General features: G+C 46.6%; 19 protein-coding genes. 11 read left to right on the forward strand and 8 right to left on the reverse strand.

Translation table 11 applies throughout. From position 1 onward, the window contains the following. Window positions 1–8: 8 nt before the first annotated feature. The 3 genes from aat (at window position 9) to infA (ending at window position 1,774) form a co-directional block, all read left to right on the forward strand. A complete protein-coding gene (gene aat / locus IE163_RS11960) occupies window positions 9–728 on the forward strand; it encodes a leucyl/phenylalanyl-tRNA--protein transferase (protein WP_189433201.1) in 720 nt (239 codons plus the stop codon). 10 nt (window positions 729–738) lie between these two features. Beyond that, on the forward strand, window positions 739–1,461 hold the full coding sequence (locus IE163_RS11965; protein WP_189433202.1) for an arginyltransferase: 723 nt from the start codon (window positions 739–741) through the stop codon (window positions 1,459–1,461). Between the two features lie 94 nt (window positions 1,462–1,555). After that, entirely contained in the window at window positions 1,556–1,774 is a 219-nt protein-coding gene (gene infA, locus IE163_RS11970; protein WP_008610216.1) for a translation initiation factor IF-1, read from the forward strand. A gap of 85 nt (window positions 1,775–1,859) precedes the next feature. Here infA and clpA read toward each other — a convergent pair whose 3' ends face one another. Then, the gene (clpA, locus tag IE163_RS11975) at window positions 1,860–4,124 is read right to left on the reverse strand and encodes an ATP-dependent Clp protease ATP-binding subunit ClpA (RefSeq protein ID WP_189433203.1); all 2,265 of its coding nucleotides are present in this window, start codon (window positions 4,122–4,124) and stop codon (window positions 1,860–1,862) included. A gap of 64 nt (window positions 4,125–4,188) precedes the next feature. Further along, window positions 4,189–4,509: an ATP-dependent Clp protease adapter ClpS gene (clpS, locus tag IE163_RS11980; protein ID WP_189433204.1), complete on the reverse strand. Its 321-nt coding sequence runs from the start codon at window positions 4,507–4,509 to the stop codon at window positions 4,189–4,191. A gap of 200 nt (window positions 4,510–4,709) precedes the next feature. Between clpS and cspD the strand changes: the two genes are divergently transcribed. Beyond that, on the forward strand, window positions 4,710–4,922 hold the full coding sequence (cspD, locus tag IE163_RS11985; RefSeq protein ID WP_019676583.1) for a cold shock domain-containing protein CspD: 213 nt from the start codon (window positions 4,710–4,712) through the stop codon (window positions 4,920–4,922). Window positions 4,923–5,049: 127 nt separating this feature from the next. Here the strand turns inward: cspD and IE163_RS11990 are convergent, their stop codons facing one another. After that, window positions 5,050–7,278, reverse strand: a complete 2,229-nt coding sequence (locus IE163_RS11990; protein ID WP_189433205.1) for an NADP-dependent isocitrate dehydrogenase — start codon at window positions 7,276–7,278, stop codon at window positions 5,050–5,052. Window positions 7,279–7,502: 224 nt separating this feature from the next. Between IE163_RS11990 and IE163_RS11995 the strand changes: the two genes are divergently transcribed. From IE163_RS11995 to IE163_RS12020, 6 genes are all read left to right on the forward strand, one after another. After that, window positions 7,503–8,138 carry a pseudouridine synthase gene (locus IE163_RS11995; protein ID WP_229833549.1) on the forward strand — a complete coding sequence of 212 codons (636 nt, stop codon included), beginning with the start codon at window positions 7,503–7,505 and terminating at the stop codon, window positions 8,136–8,138. Between the two features lie 51 nt (window positions 8,139–8,189). After that, complete coding sequence (locus IE163_RS12000; RefSeq protein WP_189433206.1) at window positions 8,190–8,651, forward strand: NUDIX domain-containing protein; 462 nt, start codon at window positions 8,190–8,192, stop codon at window positions 8,649–8,651. Window positions 8,652–8,822: 171 nt separating this feature from the next. Then, a complete protein-coding gene (gene mnmA / locus IE163_RS12005; protein WP_189433264.1) occupies window positions 8,823–9,926 on the forward strand; it encodes a tRNA 2-thiouridine(34) synthase MnmA in 1,104 nt (367 codons plus the stop codon). Then, window positions 9,927–10,550, forward strand: a complete 624-nt coding sequence (hflD, locus tag IE163_RS12010; protein ID WP_189433207.1) for a high frequency lysogenization protein HflD — start codon at window positions 9,927–9,929, stop codon at window positions 10,548–10,550. Window positions 10,551–10,575: 25 nt separating this feature from the next. Further along, window positions 10,576–11,946 (forward strand): adenylosuccinate lyase, encoded by a 1,371-nt coding sequence (gene purB / locus IE163_RS12015; RefSeq protein ID WP_189433208.1) that lies wholly within the window; start codon window positions 10,576–10,578, stop codon window positions 11,944–11,946. Window positions 11,947–12,082: 136 nt separating this feature from the next. Next, window positions 12,083–13,237 (forward strand): ribosomal protein uL16 3-hydroxylase, encoded by a 1,155-nt coding sequence (locus IE163_RS12020; RefSeq protein ID WP_189433209.1) that lies wholly within the window; start codon window positions 12,083–12,085, stop codon window positions 13,235–13,237. 146 nt (window positions 13,238–13,383) lie between these two features. On the opposite strand, the gene IE163_RS12025 is transcribed toward IE163_RS12020, so the two are convergent. Next, a complete protein-coding gene (locus tag IE163_RS12025; RefSeq protein WP_189433210.1) occupies window positions 13,384–13,809 on the reverse strand; it encodes a DUF4826 family protein in 426 nt (141 codons plus the stop codon). A gap of 246 nt (window positions 13,810–14,055) precedes the next feature. Here IE163_RS12025 and IE163_RS12030 point away from each other — a divergent pair, with 246 nt between their 5' ends. Beyond that, the gene (locus IE163_RS12030) at window positions 14,056–15,102 is read left to right on the forward strand and encodes a Leu/Phe/Val dehydrogenase (RefSeq protein WP_189433211.1); all 1,047 of its coding nucleotides are present in this window, start codon (window positions 14,056–14,058) and stop codon (window positions 15,100–15,102) included. A 54-nt stretch (window positions 15,103–15,156) separates the two neighbouring features. Here IE163_RS12030 and IE163_RS12035 read toward each other — a convergent pair whose 3' ends face one another. From IE163_RS12035 to psrA, 4 genes are all read right to left on the reverse strand, one after another. Next, on the reverse strand, window positions 15,157–15,399 hold the full coding sequence (locus tag IE163_RS12035) for a hypothetical protein (protein WP_189433212.1): 243 nt from the start codon (window positions 15,397–15,399) through the stop codon (window positions 15,157–15,159). Window positions 15,400–15,445: 46 nt separating this feature from the next. Beyond that, entirely contained in the window at window positions 15,446–15,940 is a 495-nt protein-coding gene (locus IE163_RS12040; RefSeq protein WP_189433213.1) for a GNAT family N-acetyltransferase, read from the reverse strand. A gap of 208 nt (window positions 15,941–16,148) precedes the next feature. Further along, entirely contained in the window at window positions 16,149–18,464 is a 2,316-nt protein-coding gene (locus IE163_RS12045) for an acyl-CoA dehydrogenase (protein ID WP_189433214.1), read from the reverse strand. An 18-nt stretch (window positions 18,465–18,482) separates the two neighbouring features. Beyond that, the gene (gene psrA / locus IE163_RS12050; protein ID WP_189433215.1) at window positions 18,483–19,154 is read right to left on the reverse strand and encodes a TetR family transcriptional repressor PsrA; all 672 of its coding nucleotides are present in this window, start codon (window positions 19,152–19,154) and stop codon (window positions 18,483–18,485) included. Window positions 19,155–19,255 lie beyond the last annotated feature (101 nt).

The following is a 19,255-nucleotide window of genomic DNA, read 5'->3' on the forward strand; positions in this document are numbered from 1 at the left end:
CCATTAAAATGCCGATCTATCTGCCAGAGCTGTTACCCGAACAGCTAAGCTTTCCACCGGTCAGTCAGGCTTTGACTGAGCCGGATGGTTTGCTGGCAATGGGTGGCGATTTATCGCCAGCCCGGCTAAAACTGGCGTATCAGTCTGGTATTTTCCCCTGGTTTTCTGCCGGCGATCCACTGCTATGGTGGAGTCCGGCAACCCGGGCGGTATTTCCGCCTGATACCTTAAGTTTAAATCGCACACTACGTAAGCAATGGCAAAAAGGGGCTTATCGGGTAACGCTAAATCATGACTTTGCTGGCGTGATTCGTCAGTGCGCTGCCCCCAGGCCCAGCCAGGCTGAAACCTGGATCTTACCGCCTATGCAACAAGCCTACCTTAGTTTACATCGGCAAGGTTTAGCGCACAGCATCGAGATTTGGCAGCAACAGCAACTAGTTGCCGGGCTTTATGGCGTGCAACTAGGCCAACTGTTTTGTGGTGAATCCATGTTTAACCGCATTGATAATGGTGCTAAATTTGCGCTGATTGCGTTACAGCAACACTTGCAACACTACGCAGAGGGCTGGATTGATTGCCAACTGCCTAATCGTTTTTTACTGCAGTTAGGCGCTATTACCCTACCTAGACCTGATTATTTAGCCCTGCTAAAACAATTATCCAATCAAGCCGCACCAGCGGGGCACTGGCTGCCGCAAGAACTTAACTTGCAACACTCTGCATGAATACTCTTAGATGAAAAACACGCCGCTCCAATTTGGATTAACTCCACCCAGCACTTGCAGTTATTTACCTGAGCAAAAAGAACAACTGGCGGTGTTAATGTCTCCTGAGCCATTAGATCAGCAGCTCTATCAACAACTTATTGCCTACAACTTTCGGCGTAGTGGTAATCAAATTTATCGACCGCATTGCGCTAGCTGTAACGCATGCCAGTCATTACGCATTCCCGTGGCACAATTTGCAGCATCAGCGGCACAGCGCCGTATTCTAAACAAAGCGGCACGCGCGCATTGGCACTATCAACTAACAACTGCCGCTGTCACTGACGATGAGTACCAAAGCCTGTTTGCGCTGTTTAACCGTTATATTGAATTCAAGCATGCCGATGGCAGTATGTATCCGGCAACAACCGAGCAATTAGATTCGCTAATCCACTCTAGTTGGCAACCTATTCGCTTGCTTAAACTGTATCAAGCAGCGCAGTTAGTGGCGGTCAGTATCATTGATGAGCTTACAAACAGCTATTCTGCGGTTTACACCTTTTTTGCACCTGAGGCAGCGCATTTTTCACCGGGAAAATTGGCGGTACTGTATTTATTGGCCGAGGCCAAAGCCTCTGAGCGACAATTTATTTATCTGGGTTATCAGGTCGATGGCTGCCGAAAAATGGCCTACAAATCCGAATTTCGGCCGCATCAACGTTTTTTCGATGGATATTGGCATTCATTTGCTTAAAAAAGCGCTTGCTGCTTTACTTATTGGCGGTATTTCGGCACAATCTGCGCTGTTTTTCCGAAGGCACCCAATTTTATAGAGGCGAGTACGCTGAATGGCGAAAGAAGATGTAATTGAAATGCAAGGTACCATCTTGGATACCCTGCCAAATACGATGTTCAAAGTTGAACTGGAAAATGGTCACGTAGTGATCGCTCATATCTCTGGCAAAATGCGCAAGAACTATATCCGCATTTTAACTGGTGACAAAGTTACTGTTGAACTGACACCATACGATCTGACCAAAGGCCGTATCGTATTCCGCCAGCGTTAAGTTTCTGCCCAGCAGGCCTGCGTTAGCAGGGCTTATCTGGCAAACCCGGCTTACGCCGGGTTTTTGCGTTTAATAAAATCATTTATCAGGCATTGGCCAGCGCTTTGGCTGATTGATAGTCAAAATGTAAGCTATTTTCCTGCAAACTGACTTTCACTTCACCACCTGAGACTAAGGCACCAAATAATATCTCGTTCGCCAGCGGCTTTTTCAGATGCTCCTGAATCACCCGGGCCATTGGCCGTGCGCCCATTGCATGATCATAACCTTTCTCTGCCAGCCATTGCCGGGCCTCACCAGTAAGCTCTAACGACACTTGCTTCTTATCCAGCTGCACCTGTAAATCACAAATAAACTTATCAACAATTTGCAGAATAATGTCCTGATCTAAATGCTTAAACCAGATAATGCCATCTAAGCGATTACGAAACTCCGGGCTAAAGGTTTTGTTAATCTCAGCCAACGCATCATGACTATGATCCTGCTGTTTAAAACCAATAGATTTACGAATGGTTTCCTGTACCCCAGCATTGGTGGTCATCACCAACACCACATTACGGAAATCAATCTTCCGGCCATTGTTATCCGTTAAAGTACCGTGGTCCATAACCTGCAGCAGAATATTGTAGATATCTGAGTGCGCTTTTTCGATTTCATCCAACAGTACAACAGAATACGGGTGTTTTGAAACCGCATCGGTCAGCATACCACCCTGCTCAAACCCCACATAGCCCGGTGGTGCGCCAATTAAGCGGCTTACCGCATGGCGTTCCATATACTCCGACATATCAAAGCGTAGCAGCTCTACGCCCATCACTTTTGCCAGTTGTTTGGTGACTTCCGTTTTACCTACACCCGTTGGCCCCGCAAATAAGAAATTACCAATTGGCTTTTCTTCATTCCCTAAGCCCGAACGTGATAAGCGAATCGCTGCGGTTAACACATCTATCGGCTCATTCTGGCCAAAGACGACCAACTTCAAGTTGCGGTCTAGGTTTGCCAACACATCTTTGTCAGACGCTGATACCGATTTCTCCGGAATACGTGCCATCCGGGCGATCACTTGCTCAATCTCTGGCACATTAATGGTTTTCTTGCGCTTAGAAGCTGGTAACAAACGCTGTGAGGCGCCCGCTTCGTCAATCACATCGATGGCTTTATCCGGCAAATGCCGTTCGTTAATATACTTGGCCGACAGCTCTGCTGCAGCGCGTAGTGCTTTTTGTGTGTATTTCACGTTATGGTGCTGCTCATAACGCTCTTTTAAGCCAAATAGAATACGGGTGGTATCCTCTACGCTGGGCTCTAGTACATCAATTTTTTGGAAACGACGCACCAGAGCAGTATCTTTTTCAAATATCGATTTAAATTCCTGATAGGTGGTTGAACCCATACAACGTAAACGGCCACTGGATAATAAAGGCTTAATCAGGTTAGAGGCATCCATTACCCCACCCGAGGCAGCACCGGCACCAATCACGGTATGGATTTCATCGATAAAGAGGATGGCATTTTTTTCACGCTCTACTTCTTTTAATAACGACTTTAAACGTTTTTCAAAATCGCCACGATACTTAGTTCCCGCCAGCAAAGCGCCCATATCCAGCGAGTAGATGGTGGCGTCGGCAATGACTTCGGGGACTTGCTGCTGCACAATACGCCAGGCTAAGCCTTCAGCAATAGCAGTTTTACCTACGCCAGCTTCACCAACTAGCAAGGGGTTGTTCTTTTTACGACGACATAATACCTGCACCGCCCGCTCAACCTCGGCGTCTCGCCCGATTAAGGGATCAATCTGGCCATTTTTGGCCAGAACGTTTAAGTTTGCGGTAAAAGTTTCCAGATAACGATGTTCTTCCTGGCCGCCTTCGCCCATATCTTCTTGCGGCTGCTCATCATGCTGTTCTAACTTTTCGGTTTTTGTGATGCCGTGCGAAATATAATTGACCACATCCAGCCGGGTGATATCAATTTTTTTCAGTAAATAAACGGCTTGTGATTCTTGCTCTGAGAAAATGGCTACTAACACATTAGCGCCTGTGACTTCAGCCTTACCAGAAGACTGCACATGGAATACCGCGCGTTGTAACACGCGCTGAAAACCGAGCGTAGGCTGGGTATCGCGCTCTATATCGCCTTCTGGCAATACCGGCGTGGTAGAGTCGATAAAACTGCCCAGTTCCTGACGCAGCTTATCAATATTGGCGCCACAGGACTTGAGCGCAGCGCCTGCAGCCGGGTTATCTAATAAGGCTAATAGCAAGTGCTCTACGGTCATAAATTCATGCCGACGGTCACGCGCAAACCTGAATGCAATATTCAGCGTTAACTCAAGATCTTTATTTAACATATACCACTCCTAATCCACCTGAGTTAGTTACTACACCGACCCATGTCGGCCATGCTTTGCTTATTTAAGCGCGCTCCATAGTACATAGCAGCGGATGTTGATGCTCTTTCGCATACTGACTTACCTGCTGTACCTTGGTCTCCGCAATTTCTGCTGTGTACACACCACAGACGGCACTCCCCTCGTAATGTACCTTTAGCATTACTTCTGTTGCCCGTTCATACTGCATATTAAAAAAACGGGCTAATACATCGATGACGAAATCCATCGGGGTGAAATCATCATTGTGCAAAATCACTTTATACATTGGCGGTGGCGCCAATCGCTGCCGCGTTAGTTCTGCAAGATCATCATTATGTACGTTTGGATTGTTAAAACCGCTCATATATCAACTATAGCCATGCATGCGCCATCCAGCAAAGGCGCTTTTATTAAAATTGCGTAAAGAATTCTGCTTAATTTCAGCAAAAACCTTGACTGTCTGTACAAATTATCTACATTAGATGTTGGGGTATCAAAATACTCCACTACTAGTGCATCACTAGCATACAGAATATAGCTAACTTAGAGAAGGAAGTAAGTAGTATGGCTACCGGTAAAGTAAAATGGTTCAATAATGCCAAAGGATTTGGGTTTATCCGGGAAGATGGTCGTGATGAAGATATCTTCGCCCATTATTCAACCATCAGCATGGACGGCTACCGCACGCTAAAAGCGGGTCAGGATGTGGTGTTTGATTTGTCAGAAGGCCCTAAGGGCTTACACGCAGTCAATATTAAACTGCCTGGCGAAGAGTAAGCAGCCAACATTTTCTCGAAAGCTGATAGTGGCTATTAGGGCATGCCCTACCTTAGCCTAAAAAATTAAGGCGCTAAACTTAGGTTTAGCGCCTTAATGCTTTCTAGGTTGTAGCTAAATTAACTTATTATAATGCGGCTAACGCAGCATTTAAGGTAGCGCTTGGCCGCATCGCTGCGGCGGCCTTGGCTTGATCAGGACGGAAGTAACCACCGATATCCACCGCCTTACCTTGCACACCGTTTAATTCAGCTAAAATTTGCTGTTCATTTGCATGCAGTGTCTCGGCAAGTTTAGCAAAACGCGCTGCTAACGCCGTATCAGCCGTTTGTTTTGCCATCGCATCGGCCCAGTACATTGCCAGGTAGAAATGACTACCACGGTTATCCAGCTCACCTGCTTTGCGACGTGGCGATTTATCATTATCAAGGAATAAGGCAGTAGCCTGATCCAGCGTGTCTGCTAAAATCTGCGCTACTTTGTTATCCGCTACTTGCGATAAATGTTCTAACGAGGCAGCTAAGGCTAAAAACTCACCTAACGAATCCCAACGCAGGTGGTTTTCCTCAACGAATTGCTCTACGTGCTTAGGTGCTGAACCGCCGGCACCGGTTTCAAACAAGCCACCGCCATTCATCAATGGCACAATAGACAGCATCTTGGCACTGGTACCCAATTCTAAAATTGGGAATAAATCGGTGAGATAATCACGCAGCACGTTACCGGTAACCGAGATAGTATCTAAACCTTGCTTCATCCGTGCTAAAGTATGGCGGGTTGCCTCTACCGGCGACATAATTTGCAAATCCAGACCTTGGGTATCATGCTCTTTTAAGTAAGCTTCTACTTTTTTGATAAGCTCTGCATCATGCGCGCGGGCGCTGTCTAACCAAAATACCGCTGGGGTATTGCTTAAACGTGAGCGGTTAACGGCTAATTTTACCCAGTCGCGAATTGGCGCGTCTTTCACCTGACACATACGCCAGATATCGCCAGCTTCAACCACATGGCTAAATAGCGTTTCGCCTTTGCTGTTTTTCACTACCACAGTACCTGCGACTGAGATTTCGAAGGTTTTATCGTGTGAGCCGTACTCTTCGGCTTTTTGCGCCATTAAACCCACGTTTGGCACTGAGCCCATGGTACGTGGATCGAAAGCACCGTTTTTACGACAAAAATCGATGGTTTCTTGATACACACCCGCATAGCAACGATCTGGGATCACGGCTTTGGTATCTTGCAGTTGACCGTCCGGGCCCCACATCTGGCCAGAGCTTCTGATCATCGCTGGCATAGAGGCATCAATAATCACATCGCTAGGCACATGCAGGTTGGTAATACCTTTATCAGAATTGACCATCGCCATGGCAGGCTTCGTGGCATAGAGGGCATTGATATCAGCGACTATGGCATCTTGCTCGGCTTGTGGCAGGTTTTTTAGCTTGGCATAGAGATCGCCAAAGCCGTTGTTCACATCTACACCCAACTTAGCAAAGGTATCGGCATACTTGGCAAAAATTTCCTGATAGAACACCTTAACTGCATGACCAAACATAATAGGGTCAGATACTTTCATCATGGTCGCTTTTAAGTGCAGCGAGAACAGCACACCCTGGGCTTTAGCATCAGCAATTTGCTCAGCATAAAAAGCACAAAGGGCTTTGGCGCTCATAAAGGTGGCATCCACCACTTCACCAGCTAAAACCGCAACTTTCTCTTTTAATACCTGAACGCTGCCATCGGCTTTGTGCAAGCTAATGTTCAGTACATCATCGGCCGCCATAGTGGCAGATTGCTCAGAACCATAAAAATCCCCTGCGTTCATGTGTGCAACATGGGATTTCGAACCTGTGCTCCAGGCACCCATGCTATGCGGGTTTTTACGAGCATATTGCTTAACAGATGCAGGCGCACGACGGTCAGAGTTACCTTCACGTAACACCGGGTTTACCGCTGAACCTTTAATTTTGTCGTAACGCGCTTTAATATCACGTTCCTGCTCAGTTTTTGGCTCTTCCGGGTATTCTGGCAGCGCATAACCCTGGGCTTGTAATTCTTTTACCGCCGCTTTTAATTGCGGTACCGAAGCACTGATGTTCGGTAACTTAATGATATTGGCATCAGGCTGTTTCGCCAATTCGCCTAGCTCTGCTAAATCATCATTGATGCGCTGCTCAGCGGTTAAAAACTCTGGAAAGCTAGCGATAATGCGGCCAGATAAGGAAATATCGCGGGTTTCAACGGCTACACCGGCCGCAGCAGAAAAGGCCTCGATAATAGGCAGTAAAGACTGAGTAGCCAGCGCTGGCGCCTCGTCAGTAATGGTGTAAATGATTTTTGCACTTTCTTTCGACATGTTAGTTCCTGTATTGTAATCGCCGGATCGCCATGACAAAGCCATTGCCACCCAAGTGTGGAAATTGTTTAAAACGCAGCCAAACGAAGCAAGCCGATTATATCAGCATCAACGCGATTAAAACAGGCGCATGCTGCGCCAAGGTTTATTGCAGTTAAACACTGTTAGCGCCAACGCGGGCTGGCATAAAGGCGCCGCTACCATAACAAACTTAGAGAATTAGCGTGAATAAAACCAAAGCCGCAGCCTGGCCAAAACATAAGGCTTTTTCGAAAAAAAACAATAGGACTAAGGTAGAAAATCCATTGTTGGTACTTTTTAACAAACCTTATGATGTATTAAGCCAATTTACCGATAACAGTACCCCGCCACGCGCGACCCTGGCGGATTTTATCCAAATCCCCAACGTTTATGCGGCGGGTAGGCTAGACCGGGACAGTGAGGGACTACTGCTATTAACTAACTGCGGCCGCACTCAGCAAAAAATCAGCGATCCAAAATTTAAAGCGCCGAAAACCTATTGGGTGCAAGTAGAAGGTGAGATTACTGACGAGGCACTGGCAGCGCTTGCTAGAGGCATAACATTAAATGACGGCCCCACCTTACCCGCGACGGCCCTACGCATGGCAGAGCCAGCGGTATGGCAACGTCAACCGCCGGTGCGCTACCGCGCGGCTATTCCAACCAGTTGGCTAAGCTTAACCATTAATGAAGGCCGTAACCGCCAGGTAAGGCGTATGACAGCCGCAGCAGGTTTTCCTACGCTACGGCTGATTCGGGCACAAATTGGCCAGTGGCATCTTGGCGATCTGGCGCCAGGCGAAAGCCGTACTATCGAGTTAACCACTAACGATTTTTAATGTGCAGGCTTTTGAAAGCCCTCAAGACATGCATCCTGACAGGACTTATTAATGAGCAGAAACCGCTTACACCTTACCGTTGCCGCCGTTATTGTCTTTGATAACAAATTTTTATTGGTAGAAGAGCGCGACAAGCTAGGAGGCCATAGGGTACTTAATCAGCCTGCAGGCCATATGGAAGAAGATGAAGATGTTGTCACTGCTATTTGCCGTGAAGTGACCGAAGAAACCGGCCTGGTGTTAAAACCCACAGCCTGGCTTGGCTTATCGCAATTAAGAGCCAGTAATCAACATACCTATATCAGAGTTAATTTTTTATTTGAGCCAACAAGCTTACCCGCGGGCTATCAACCACAAGACAGTGATATTCTGGCGCTGCATTGGCTTACCGAAGCAGAGCTGGCAGCACAGAATATACCGGTACGCAGCCAATTAGTGACCGATGCCATAAAAGCATACCGGCAAGATACGCGACTATCGTTAGAGTTAATCCAGCCACTACTTACACTTTAAAAACAGCGCGGCAGGTCTGATAGACTACGCCAGCTAAGCCGGTGTGCAATTAATCGCATTAAAACAGCGGCAACTTCAGTACTACTGGCGTTTTTCCAAAAGGAATTTGGTGTTATAATCCGCGCCTTTCTTTTTGGCTCATTAAAGCGCGGTATTATGTCTGACAACAACATGTCTGATAACAGCAGTAAAAAAGTCATCGTCGGCATGTCCGGCGGCGTAGATTCTTCCGTTTCTGCCTGGTTGCTATTGCAGCAAGGGTATCAGGTTGAAGGCCTGTTTATGAAAAACTGGGAAGAAGACGATAATGATGAATATTGTGCTGCCGCAGAAGATATGGCTGATGCACAGGCGGTATGTGATAAACTGGGTATAAAACTACACAAAGTTAACTTTGCGGCAGAGTACTGGGACAATGTGTTCGAGTACTTTTTAGCGGAGTACAAAGCTGGCCGTACCCCTAATCCCGATATTATGTGCAATAAAGAAATCAAGTTTAAAGCCTTTTTGGAATTTGCTGCTGAAGCCTTAAACGCGGATTATATTGCCACCGGCCATTATGTGCGCCGCCGCTTTCAGGATGGCCATTGGCAGATGTTACGTGGCCTGGATAATAACAAAGATCAGAGCTACTTCCTCTATACCCTGGCAGAGCAGCATATTGCGCAAACCTTATTTCCGGTCGGCGAGCTGGAAAAACCCGCTGTTCGCGCCATTGCCGAGCAGCAAGGTCTGGTTACTCATGACAAAAAAGACTCTACCGGTATTTGTTTTATCGGTGAGCGCAAATTTAAAGATTTCTTACAACAGTATTTACCAGCCCAACCTGGTGATATTGTCAGTATTGACGATGGTAAAGTTATTGGTCGGCACGAAGGCTTGATGTACCACACGCTAGGCCAGCGTAAAGGCTTGGGTATTGGCGGTTTGCGCGATGGTGGTGATGATCCCTGGTATGTGGTGGCAAAAGATCTGGATAAAAACCATTTATTAGTGGCACAAGGCCATGATCATCCGGCGCTGTTATCTAAAGGCTTAATTGCCACGCAATTACATTGGGTTGATCGTACCGGCCCGACTGAACCGACCCGCTTGACCGTAAAAACCCGCTATCGACAAACCGATATTGTCTGTTTAGTGACGCCAGAAGCTGACGGTCGTTTTACTGTGCTATTTGACGAGCCACAAAAAGCCGTAACGCCGGGTCAATCAGCAGTGTTTTATCTTGATGAAGTATGCTTGGGCGGCGGCATTATTGATGAGGCCTTAATTTAAATGGAAACCTCCTTACAAACGCAAATTATTGCCTTGGCCGCAATGTGTCAGGCAGCAAAATTAGTACAAAGCATTGCGCGTAGTAGTGAATCGCAACAAGCACAGCTAGAGATCATCCTCGGTAGCGTGGTGAATTTAACCCCCGCTACACCGTTAGATATATACGGCGGTGAGCTTAGCAATCTGCGCCAGGGCTTGGAACTGATCATTGAGCAGCTTGGTGATAAACCGAAAAAAGATGTTGAGCTAACCCGCTATCTGGTGGGCGTGCTTGGGCTGGAACGCCGGCTTAATAAAAACAAAAATAATATGAATGAACTGGGCCAGCAACTCAGCCAGCTTGAGCGGCAATTACAACATTTTAGCGTTACTGATGAAACCATCGTTGGCAAACTGGCCGACATTTATAGCGAATGTATTAGCAGCCTGGGTGCCCGTATTCAAATTTATGGTCAACCAGAGCTCCTTAGCCAAAGCAGTGTGCAACATAAGGTTCGGGCGTTGTTATTAGCCGCAGTCCGTGCCGCGGTGCTATGGCGTCAGGCCGGCGGTAGCCGCTTAAACTTTATTTTTAAACGACGTAAATTAGTGGCCGCAGCCGAAGCTGCCCTGGCCAGTCTTTAATCACGCACAGAGATCAGGAGTTGTCATGGAACTTAATGCCCTTACCGCAATATCGCCGGTAGATGGCCGTTACGGGAGCAAAGCTGCAACCTTACGCCCAATTTTCAGCGAGTTCGGTTTAATTAAATACCGGGTTACTGTTGAAGTGCGTTGGTTACAACAATTAGCCGCTGAGCCAAAGATCACTGAAGTCCCGGCCCTGTCCGCCGAAGCGAATGCGGTTTTGGATAGCATTGTGACAAACTTCAGCCTGGCTGATGCCCAGCGCGTAAAAGATATTGAGCGCACCACCAATCACGATGTGAAAGCAGTTGAGTATCTGTTAAAAGAAAAAGTCGCCAGCAATGCTGAGCTACTGGCCATTACCGAATTTATTCACTTTGCTTGTACCTCAGAAGACATTAATAACCTATCGCACGCACTGATGCTTGCCGAAGCCCGTGATACGGTATTACTACCAGAGTGTGATGCCCTGCTCGCTGCCATTAAAACCTTAGCGTTGGATTTAAAAGCTGTGCCTATGATGGCCAGAACCCATGGTCAGCCAGCTTCACCCACCACCATGGGTAAAGAAATGGCTAACGTCTATATGCGCTTAAAACGCCAGCGCGAGCAAATTGCTGCCGTGAGCCTGCTGGGTAAAATCAATGGTGCCGTGGGTAACTACAATGCCCACTTATCGGCCTACCCGGATATTGATTGGCATGCCTTTGCAGAGCGTTTTGTGACCTCATTAGGGGTAACCTGGAACCCGTATACCACGCAAATTGAGCCGCATGATTATATTGCTGAGCTGTTTGATGCCATTGCCCGCTTTAACACCATTTTGCTCGACTTTGACCGCGATGTTTGGGGCTATATTGCGCTGGGGCACTTTAAGCAGCGCACTGTAGCCGGTGAAATCGGCTCTTCCACCATGCCGCATAAAGTTAACCCTATCGATTTTGAAAACTCTGAGGGTAACCTGGGCATCGCCAATGCCTTGTTTAATCATTTATCGGCAAAATTACCGGTATCACGCTGGCAGCGCGATTTAACAGATTCAACGGTACTGCGCAATTTAGGTGTCGGCTTTGGTTACACCCTAATTGCTTATCAAGCTACCTTAAAAGGTATTAGCAAACTGGAAGTTAACGAAGCCAACCTGCTGGCCGAATTAGATGCTAACTGGGAATTACTCGCCGAGCCGGTACAAACCGTAATGCGTAAATACGGCATTGAAAAACCCTACGAAAAGCTAAAAGAGCTAACCCGCGGCAAACGGATTAGCGCCGCAGATTTAGCGGTATTTATTGATGGCTTAGATTTACCAGCCAATGTTAAAAACGAGATGAAGCAGCTAACCCCAGCCGGTTATATTGGCGATGCTATTCGTTTAGTAGAGTTACTGGACTAAACACCCGAACGCGTCTTAGTGAGCAGATAACTAGCCGGCATACTGTCGGCTAGTTCACTTAGCGGCCTCACTTAGCGAGCTAACCCAGTTGATAACTGCGCATGCTTTACAACGCCTCTGTAATAAGGACCTTATCATGTACCAATTAAATCTGGGCGAGTTAAGCCTTGACGATTTTATGCAGCAATACTGGCAGAAAAAGCCGCTGCTAATTAAGCAAGGTTTTAAACAGTTTCAGGATCCGCTCTCGGCCGACGAGCTGGCTGGCTTAGCATTAGAGGATGACGTTGAATCCCGTTTAGTACAGTGCACTGATGGCAATTGGCAACTGGAGACCGGCCCTTTTGAAGATTTCGCGCGCTTTGGCGATAAAGACTGGACTATTCTGGTACAAGCCGTTGATCACTGGCATCCACCGGCCGCGGCGTTAATTGAGCCGTTTCGCTTTATTCCTAACTGGCGTATTGATGATTTAATGGTCAGCTTTTCTACGCCAGGTGGGGGTGTTGGCCCGCATCTGGATCAGTATGATGTGTTTATCATTCAGGGGGAAGGTAAACGCCACTGGCGGGTCGGCATGCCTGATCCGAGCTTAAAATCAATTTGCCCTCACCCTCGTTTGCTGCAAGTAACACCTTTTACTGCCTGCATTGATGTCATTATGGAACCGGGAGATATTCTGTATATCCCACCAGGCTGCCCACATGACGGCATCTCGATTGAAAACAGCTTGAACTACTCAGTCGGCTTTCGCGCCCCAGCGCAAAAAGATTTATTAACGGGCCTGACGGATTACCTTATTGATAACGACTTCGTTGGTAAGCGCTTTAGCGATGTAAACCGCACGCTAACCCCTGCAATTGGCGCCATCAGTGAGCAAGATCTGGATCAGGTGCAGCAATTATTGATGCAATTAGTCAGTGATCGTGCGCAATTACCACTGTGGTTTGGCCAATATATCACCCAGGCCAAGCACGAGTTAGATCAGCAAGAACCTGATCCACATTATGAAGCCGCAGAAATTGCCGAGTATCTGGAAGAAGGGTCAGTATTGGGACGCATCGGCGGTCTACGCTGCAGTTATTATCAAGCTACATCAGACAGTGATATTCAGCTGTTTATTAATGGCAATCGTATTGTGTTGCCAGCAGAGGAATACGACACAGCTTGCCTGCTTTGTGATAGCAATCGTATCGACCAACAGCAGTGCTTGCATTTTATTGCTCGTGAAGAGCGGCTACTGCTAATCACCGATCTGATTAATCAGGGTCTGTGGTATTTTGAGGAATAAGGCTGTCAGGCAGCTGCTCAGCGCCTGACGGCTGTTTTCACCTTACCAAATAACAAAGCACTAAATAACAAAGCCCTAAATAACAAAGCCGCATAATGCGGCTTTGTTATTTGTAAAGAATAAATGACAGTTACAACTAAGGCCGCTTAGGCTTGCCAAAGTTGCTCATTGTCAAATAAGTCATAAAGGCCGTGGGCGCGCGATACCAACAGATTAGCAAAATCTTGCTGGGTTTTATCGGCAAAACCTGCCTGAGCAATTTGCTCAGCTTTTAACTGCCAGTGCAGCGCAAAAGCCCTAATAGCTTCGCGCGCATCAGGTGCCGCCGAAACAGGCATATGGTCGGTAGGTAAATCACCACTAATGACCCAAAATGACTTTTTATCACGGGTATTTAGCTTCCATACTGCCACAAAAGGCGGCAGGTAACGGCTTTCACTTACTGCTACATTATCTGGAATAATTCCCTTGGTGGCTAAATATTCATTGGCTTTTTGAAATTGAGACCGTACCCACTCGGTACGCTGCTCATCAGTAATTTCAGTATTATTCTGAGTTAACTGCTCACTCATAAGACGACTTCCTGTGTTGTAGATGCCGCTACTTTAGGTGAGTCGCTGCCGACAATCAAGCTTTCAGCAGCGTCATTTTCACACTACTGGCCTGACCAGGCACTTTTTGCCGCTAACACTGGCATAAAGTAGCACTAAATGGTACATTCCGCGCCATAAAAACAAGAACTACAGTTTACGTAAACGTAAAGCTGAGATTAAACAGATACCCAACGTCATAACAGTTAGCCTCCAAGGGAGTCCACCGTGGCAGTATTTAATCATCCTGAATTTGATCAACATGAACAAGTCGTCTTTTGCAGTGATCAGGAAACTGGCCTAAAAGCCATTATCGCAGTGCATAGTACCCGTCTGGGTCCAGCCGTAGGCGGCTGCAGATTGTGGGATTACGCTAGCGATGAAGACGCTTTAGTCGATGTGTTACGTTTGGCTCGTGGTATGACTTACAAAAATGCCATGGCAGGTTTACCGCTGGGAGGTGGTAAATCGGTGATTATTGGTAATGCCAAGACCATTAAGTCAGAAGCCTTATTCCGGGCTTTTGGTCGCATGGTACACCGCTTAAACGGCAGCTATTACAGCGCAGAAGACGTGAACATTACTACGCACGATATCATGCAGGTGAATCAGGAAACCCCTTTTGTTGCCGGCTTAGAAGGCAAAAGCGGCAACCCGGGTCCCTTTACAGCACTCGGAACCTATCAGGGCATTAAAGCCGCTGCCCAACATCAATTTGGTTCAGCCGATTTATCGGGTAAAACAGTCGCGGTGCAAGGCCTTGGCAGCGTAGGTTTTTACTTATGTGAACATCTGCATAAAGAAGGCGCTAAGCTTATCGTTACGGATATTAACCAGGATGCAGTAAACCGCGCAGTGGCGCAGTTCGGTGCCACTGCTGTTGGCTTAAATGAAATCTATGGCGTAGATGCTGATATCTATGCGCCTTGTGCCCTGGGCGCCACCCTAAATGATGAAACCATCCCGCAGCTAAAAGCGAAAGTAGTCGCAGGCTGCGCGAACAATCAGCTAAAACGGCCAGAGCATGGCGAAAAGTTGCGTGAATTGGGTATTCTCTATGCCCCAGATTACGTTATTAACGCCGGTGGTATTATTAACGTGGCCTTTGAAATGCGCCCACAAGGTTATAACGCGGCCGAATCAACTGCTAAGGTTATGCAGATCTTTGATACCTTATTGACCATTTTCCGCCGTGCTGACGCTGAAAATGCACCAACCAGCACTGTGGCCGATATTATGGCTCAAGAAATTATCGCCCGCGGTAAAGTTATCTAAACAACACGAGTACTTTAACCAATATAAAAAGGAGAGGCATTGAGCCTCCCCTTTTTATGCCATTTTCAAAAGTGCTTCCCAGCCAAGGAACAATAAACAGAGGCTTATAAATAACACGACACTAATATTAATCCAAAAATCTTCGCCCTTACGTTTTTTTACGACGGTACGGCTAGCCACTTTAACCTTCGTTTTTTGCGTAGCCGTTGCTTGAGAGGCCGTCGTTTTGCTAGCCATTGCTGTAATTTCTTTAAGCGTTTTTTCTCTATCTAATCTTTCTGTCTTTTCTGCTTTCATAATACTTATAACTACCTTATATAAGCAGGAGGAATACTAGCGAATATTACTGCTGATACTGTGCCGCTAACGCCTGCAGCTCTGCCCCGGTAAGCCGGGTAATGCGCCAATCATGCATAAGTTTAGCGCCTTGTGACTGATAGAAATCAATAGCAGGTTGATTCCAATCCAGTACCGACCATTCAAAACGACCACAGCCACGTTCTACGGCTAAATTGGCTAAATAGCTTAGTAGTAATTTGCCAAGACCTTTGCCACGGAAAGCAGGGAGTACAAAAAGATCTTCAAGATATAGGCCTGGTTGAGCCAAAAAGGTGGAATAATTATGAAAAAACAGCGCAAAGCCTGCTGGCTGCCCCTGATATTCAACAATCACAACTTCTGCCGCGGCCTTATCGCCGAATAGAGTTTGTGTTAGCTTTTGCTCAGTTGCCACAACCTGATCTGCCATTTTTTCATATTCAGCCAAGCCTTTAATAAATGACAGTATTAAGGCGCTATCTTCTGCTGTTGCTAAACGGATCTTACTTTGTTGTGTCATGCTTTACCTATTGTTATTTATGCTTTTTTACTTATGGCATTCTACGCTGTTTTACTAAAAACATCATAACCTGAAACACCTTATTATTGAATACTCGCAAACGGACAAAACCAGAGCTTAATTGAGTCAGATATGTACATAATTTAACGCAAAAAAACCGGAGACAAGCTCCGGTTCAGTTTAGTCAATCTTCTATAGCTGCTTGTAGTTAAGCGGCAGCTTTATTCGCCACACTCATTGCTTCTAACACGCCAGGTTTAAAGCTATCCACACTGATCGCTTTAAAGCGCAGCTTATTCATCTGCTCTAAGGTTGCTGCTTCTTCGTTGTTAATAATACCGGCAGCAAGTGCTTGCTTAATCGTATCCACCAGCTGTTGCTTGCGTGGCAGCTGCCCTGCTTTTTGTGCTTGTGCTAACTTTTTCAGCAATGGCTGAGCATTATGCATGGCAACAAAGGCGGACTCCATTAAACCGGTCGCATCATTCTCATCAGCACCTACATAGCATAAATGCGTTAGGCGATCGCGCACTACAGATGGCTTAGACAAGGCTTCACAAATTTGTTGTGCCACGTCATCTGCAGGCATCTTGTAACCGATACCAAACGGGAATACCAGAGTGCGAATGGTGCGGGCGACAATACGATTTGGGAAGTTAGCAAAGAAGCCATCAAAGGCCTTACCAATTTCATATAAAGCACGTTGCACACTGTAGTGTACGAATGGCAGGTCTGCTTGCTGACGGCCATTATCTTCATAGAACTTCAGCACTGCAGAGGCAATATACAACTGACTTAATACATCACCTAAACGGGCAGAGAGCATTTCTTTGCGTTTTAAATCACCGCCTAGCATCAGCATAGAAATATCAGCACTTAACGCTAAAGCACGGCTCATGCGGCTTAACTGCTTATAGTAACGGGCAGTATCGCCAGATACCGGTGCGCCATTAAAGGCACCGGCCGTTAAGCCTTGCCATAAAGCAGAGAAAGTATTACCGATAGCAAAACCTACGTGTGCCATTAACAGCTTATCGAACTGGGCCAAGCCTTCTTCGGCATTGGGGTTAGCAGCCGCTTCTAATTCCGCTAATACATAAGGGTGGCAACGTGTGGCGCCCTGACCAAAGATCATCAGATTACGGGTTAGGATATTGGCGCCTTCTACCGTAATAGAGATTGGCACACCCATATAGCCATGCGCTAAGTAGTTCATTGGGCCACACTGAATGGCTTTACCGGCATGAATATCAAACGCATCGTTTAGTAAGGTGCGTGACATTTCTGTCATATGGTATTTAGCAATCGCCGTTACCACAGACGGGCTAAGTTTTAAATCAATAGCACCGGCGGTCATAACGCGCATGGCTTCAAGCGTATAGGTTAAACCACCAATACGGGCTAAACCTTCCTGTACGCCTTCAAACTTACCGATAGACATACCGAATTGCTGACGCACATAACCATAGGCGCCGGTCATGCGGGTAGCTAAATGGCCAGTGGCCGTTGCCAATGCAGGTAAGGAAATGCCACGGCCTGCAGATAAACATTCTACCAGCATACGCCAGCCGCGACCGGCATACGACGGCCCACCGATAATCCAATCCAGCGGAATAAACACATCTTTGCCATAGGTGGTACCGTTCATAAAAGCCATATTCATCGGGAAATGACGATCACCAATTTGCACACCCGGGTGGCTGGTTGGAATAAGTGCACAGGTAATACCCAGCTCTTCTTTATCGCCGAGCAGCTTATCTGGATCGTACATTTTAAAAGCCAAACCCAGTACCGTGGCAACCGGTGCTAAGGTGATATAGCGCTTATCCCAGTTAAGACGAATACCCAGCACTTCCTTGCCTTGAAACTGGCCTTTACAAACCACGCCGCTATCAGGGATACCACCAGCGTCAGAGCCTGCTTCTGGGCCAGTTAGGGCAAAACAAGGCACGTCTGTGCCATTGGCTAAGGTGGGTAACCAGCGGTTTTTCTGCTCGTCGGTGCCATAGTGCATCAAAAGCTCGCCCGGGCCTAACGAGTTAGGTACCATAATGGTCACCGCTGCCGTTAAACTACGGGTAGCAATGCGAGACACTATAGTTGAGTTGGCGATAGCGGAAAATTCCCGACCGCCGTAGCTTTTCGGGATAATCATCGCGAAGAAGCCTTCACGTTTAATGTAGTTCCATACTTCTACCGGTAAATCACGCTGCTCTTGCACGATTTTATAATCATCAAGCATCTTGAGCAGAGTTTCTACCTGATTATCCATAAAGGCTTGCTCGTCTGTCGATAACTCGGCTTTAGGAATAGCATGCAGCTTTTTCCAGTCTGGCTTACCTTTAAATAATTCACCGTCCCACCAAACATCGCCTGCTTCCATTGCCTCACGCTCGGTATCAGACAGTGGCGGTAAGATCTTTTTAAAGATGGCGAAAACCGGCTTGGTAATCAGACTCCGGCGCACTGAGGTTACCCCCAAAAGCACCACTAATATTGCGATAATAATTAATAAATATACCATTTCAGCTTCCTTCCAGCGTCAGGCTACAGTTCTAGTGGGTGTTACTGTTGTTTGATTAAAAACAGGGGCAGCAATACCTGCCGATAAATAAGGGATCAAACGATGAATTACGCCTTCAATATCGACAGCTTCGTCAAAATCAGCCAAGGCAATCTCGGCCAGCGCATCATTCGATGCCATAGTAAAAACGATAGAGCCCAGCGCAAAATGCAGGCGCCAAAATAATTCGCTTTGTGGCAAATGTGGGCAGCTTTGTTGCACTAACAACACAAACTTGTCTAAGGTACGACCATAATGGTGATTAATAAACCAGCGTAGATGTCCTTGCACATCAGTGTAACCACGGCCTAGGAGTTGTAAGAATGTACGGGTGCCTTTGCGTTGAATGTTGTTCAGTTCTAACAGCGGTTTTACAAATACGGCAAGCACATCAGGTAAATGATTAGGCTTGGTTTTGGCGAGCAGTACATCAAACTCCTGGTCCAATCTTGGCATTAAAATCTGTAAATAGCGCTGCAACACGGCCTGGATTAGCTCTTTTTTTGAGCCAAAATGATAATTAACCGAAGCCAGATTCACCTCTGCTTTAGTAGTGATTTGCCGCAATGAGGTGTCATTAAATCCGGCTTCTGCAAACAAGTTTTGGGCAGCATCCAAAATTTTTTGTTGAGTATTAATTTTGCTATTCATTAAATTCAAACACACCATTTAAACACTTGTTTGAAATGTACGTTTGAATCACTGGTCTGTCAAGTGGCAAATGCATTGCTGGTCTGAATAGCATTAATTTG

Source organism: Alishewanella longhuensis, assembly GCF_014653435.1.
Lineage (GTDB): Bacteria > Pseudomonadota > Gammaproteobacteria > Enterobacterales > Alteromonadaceae > Alishewanella > Alishewanella longhuensis.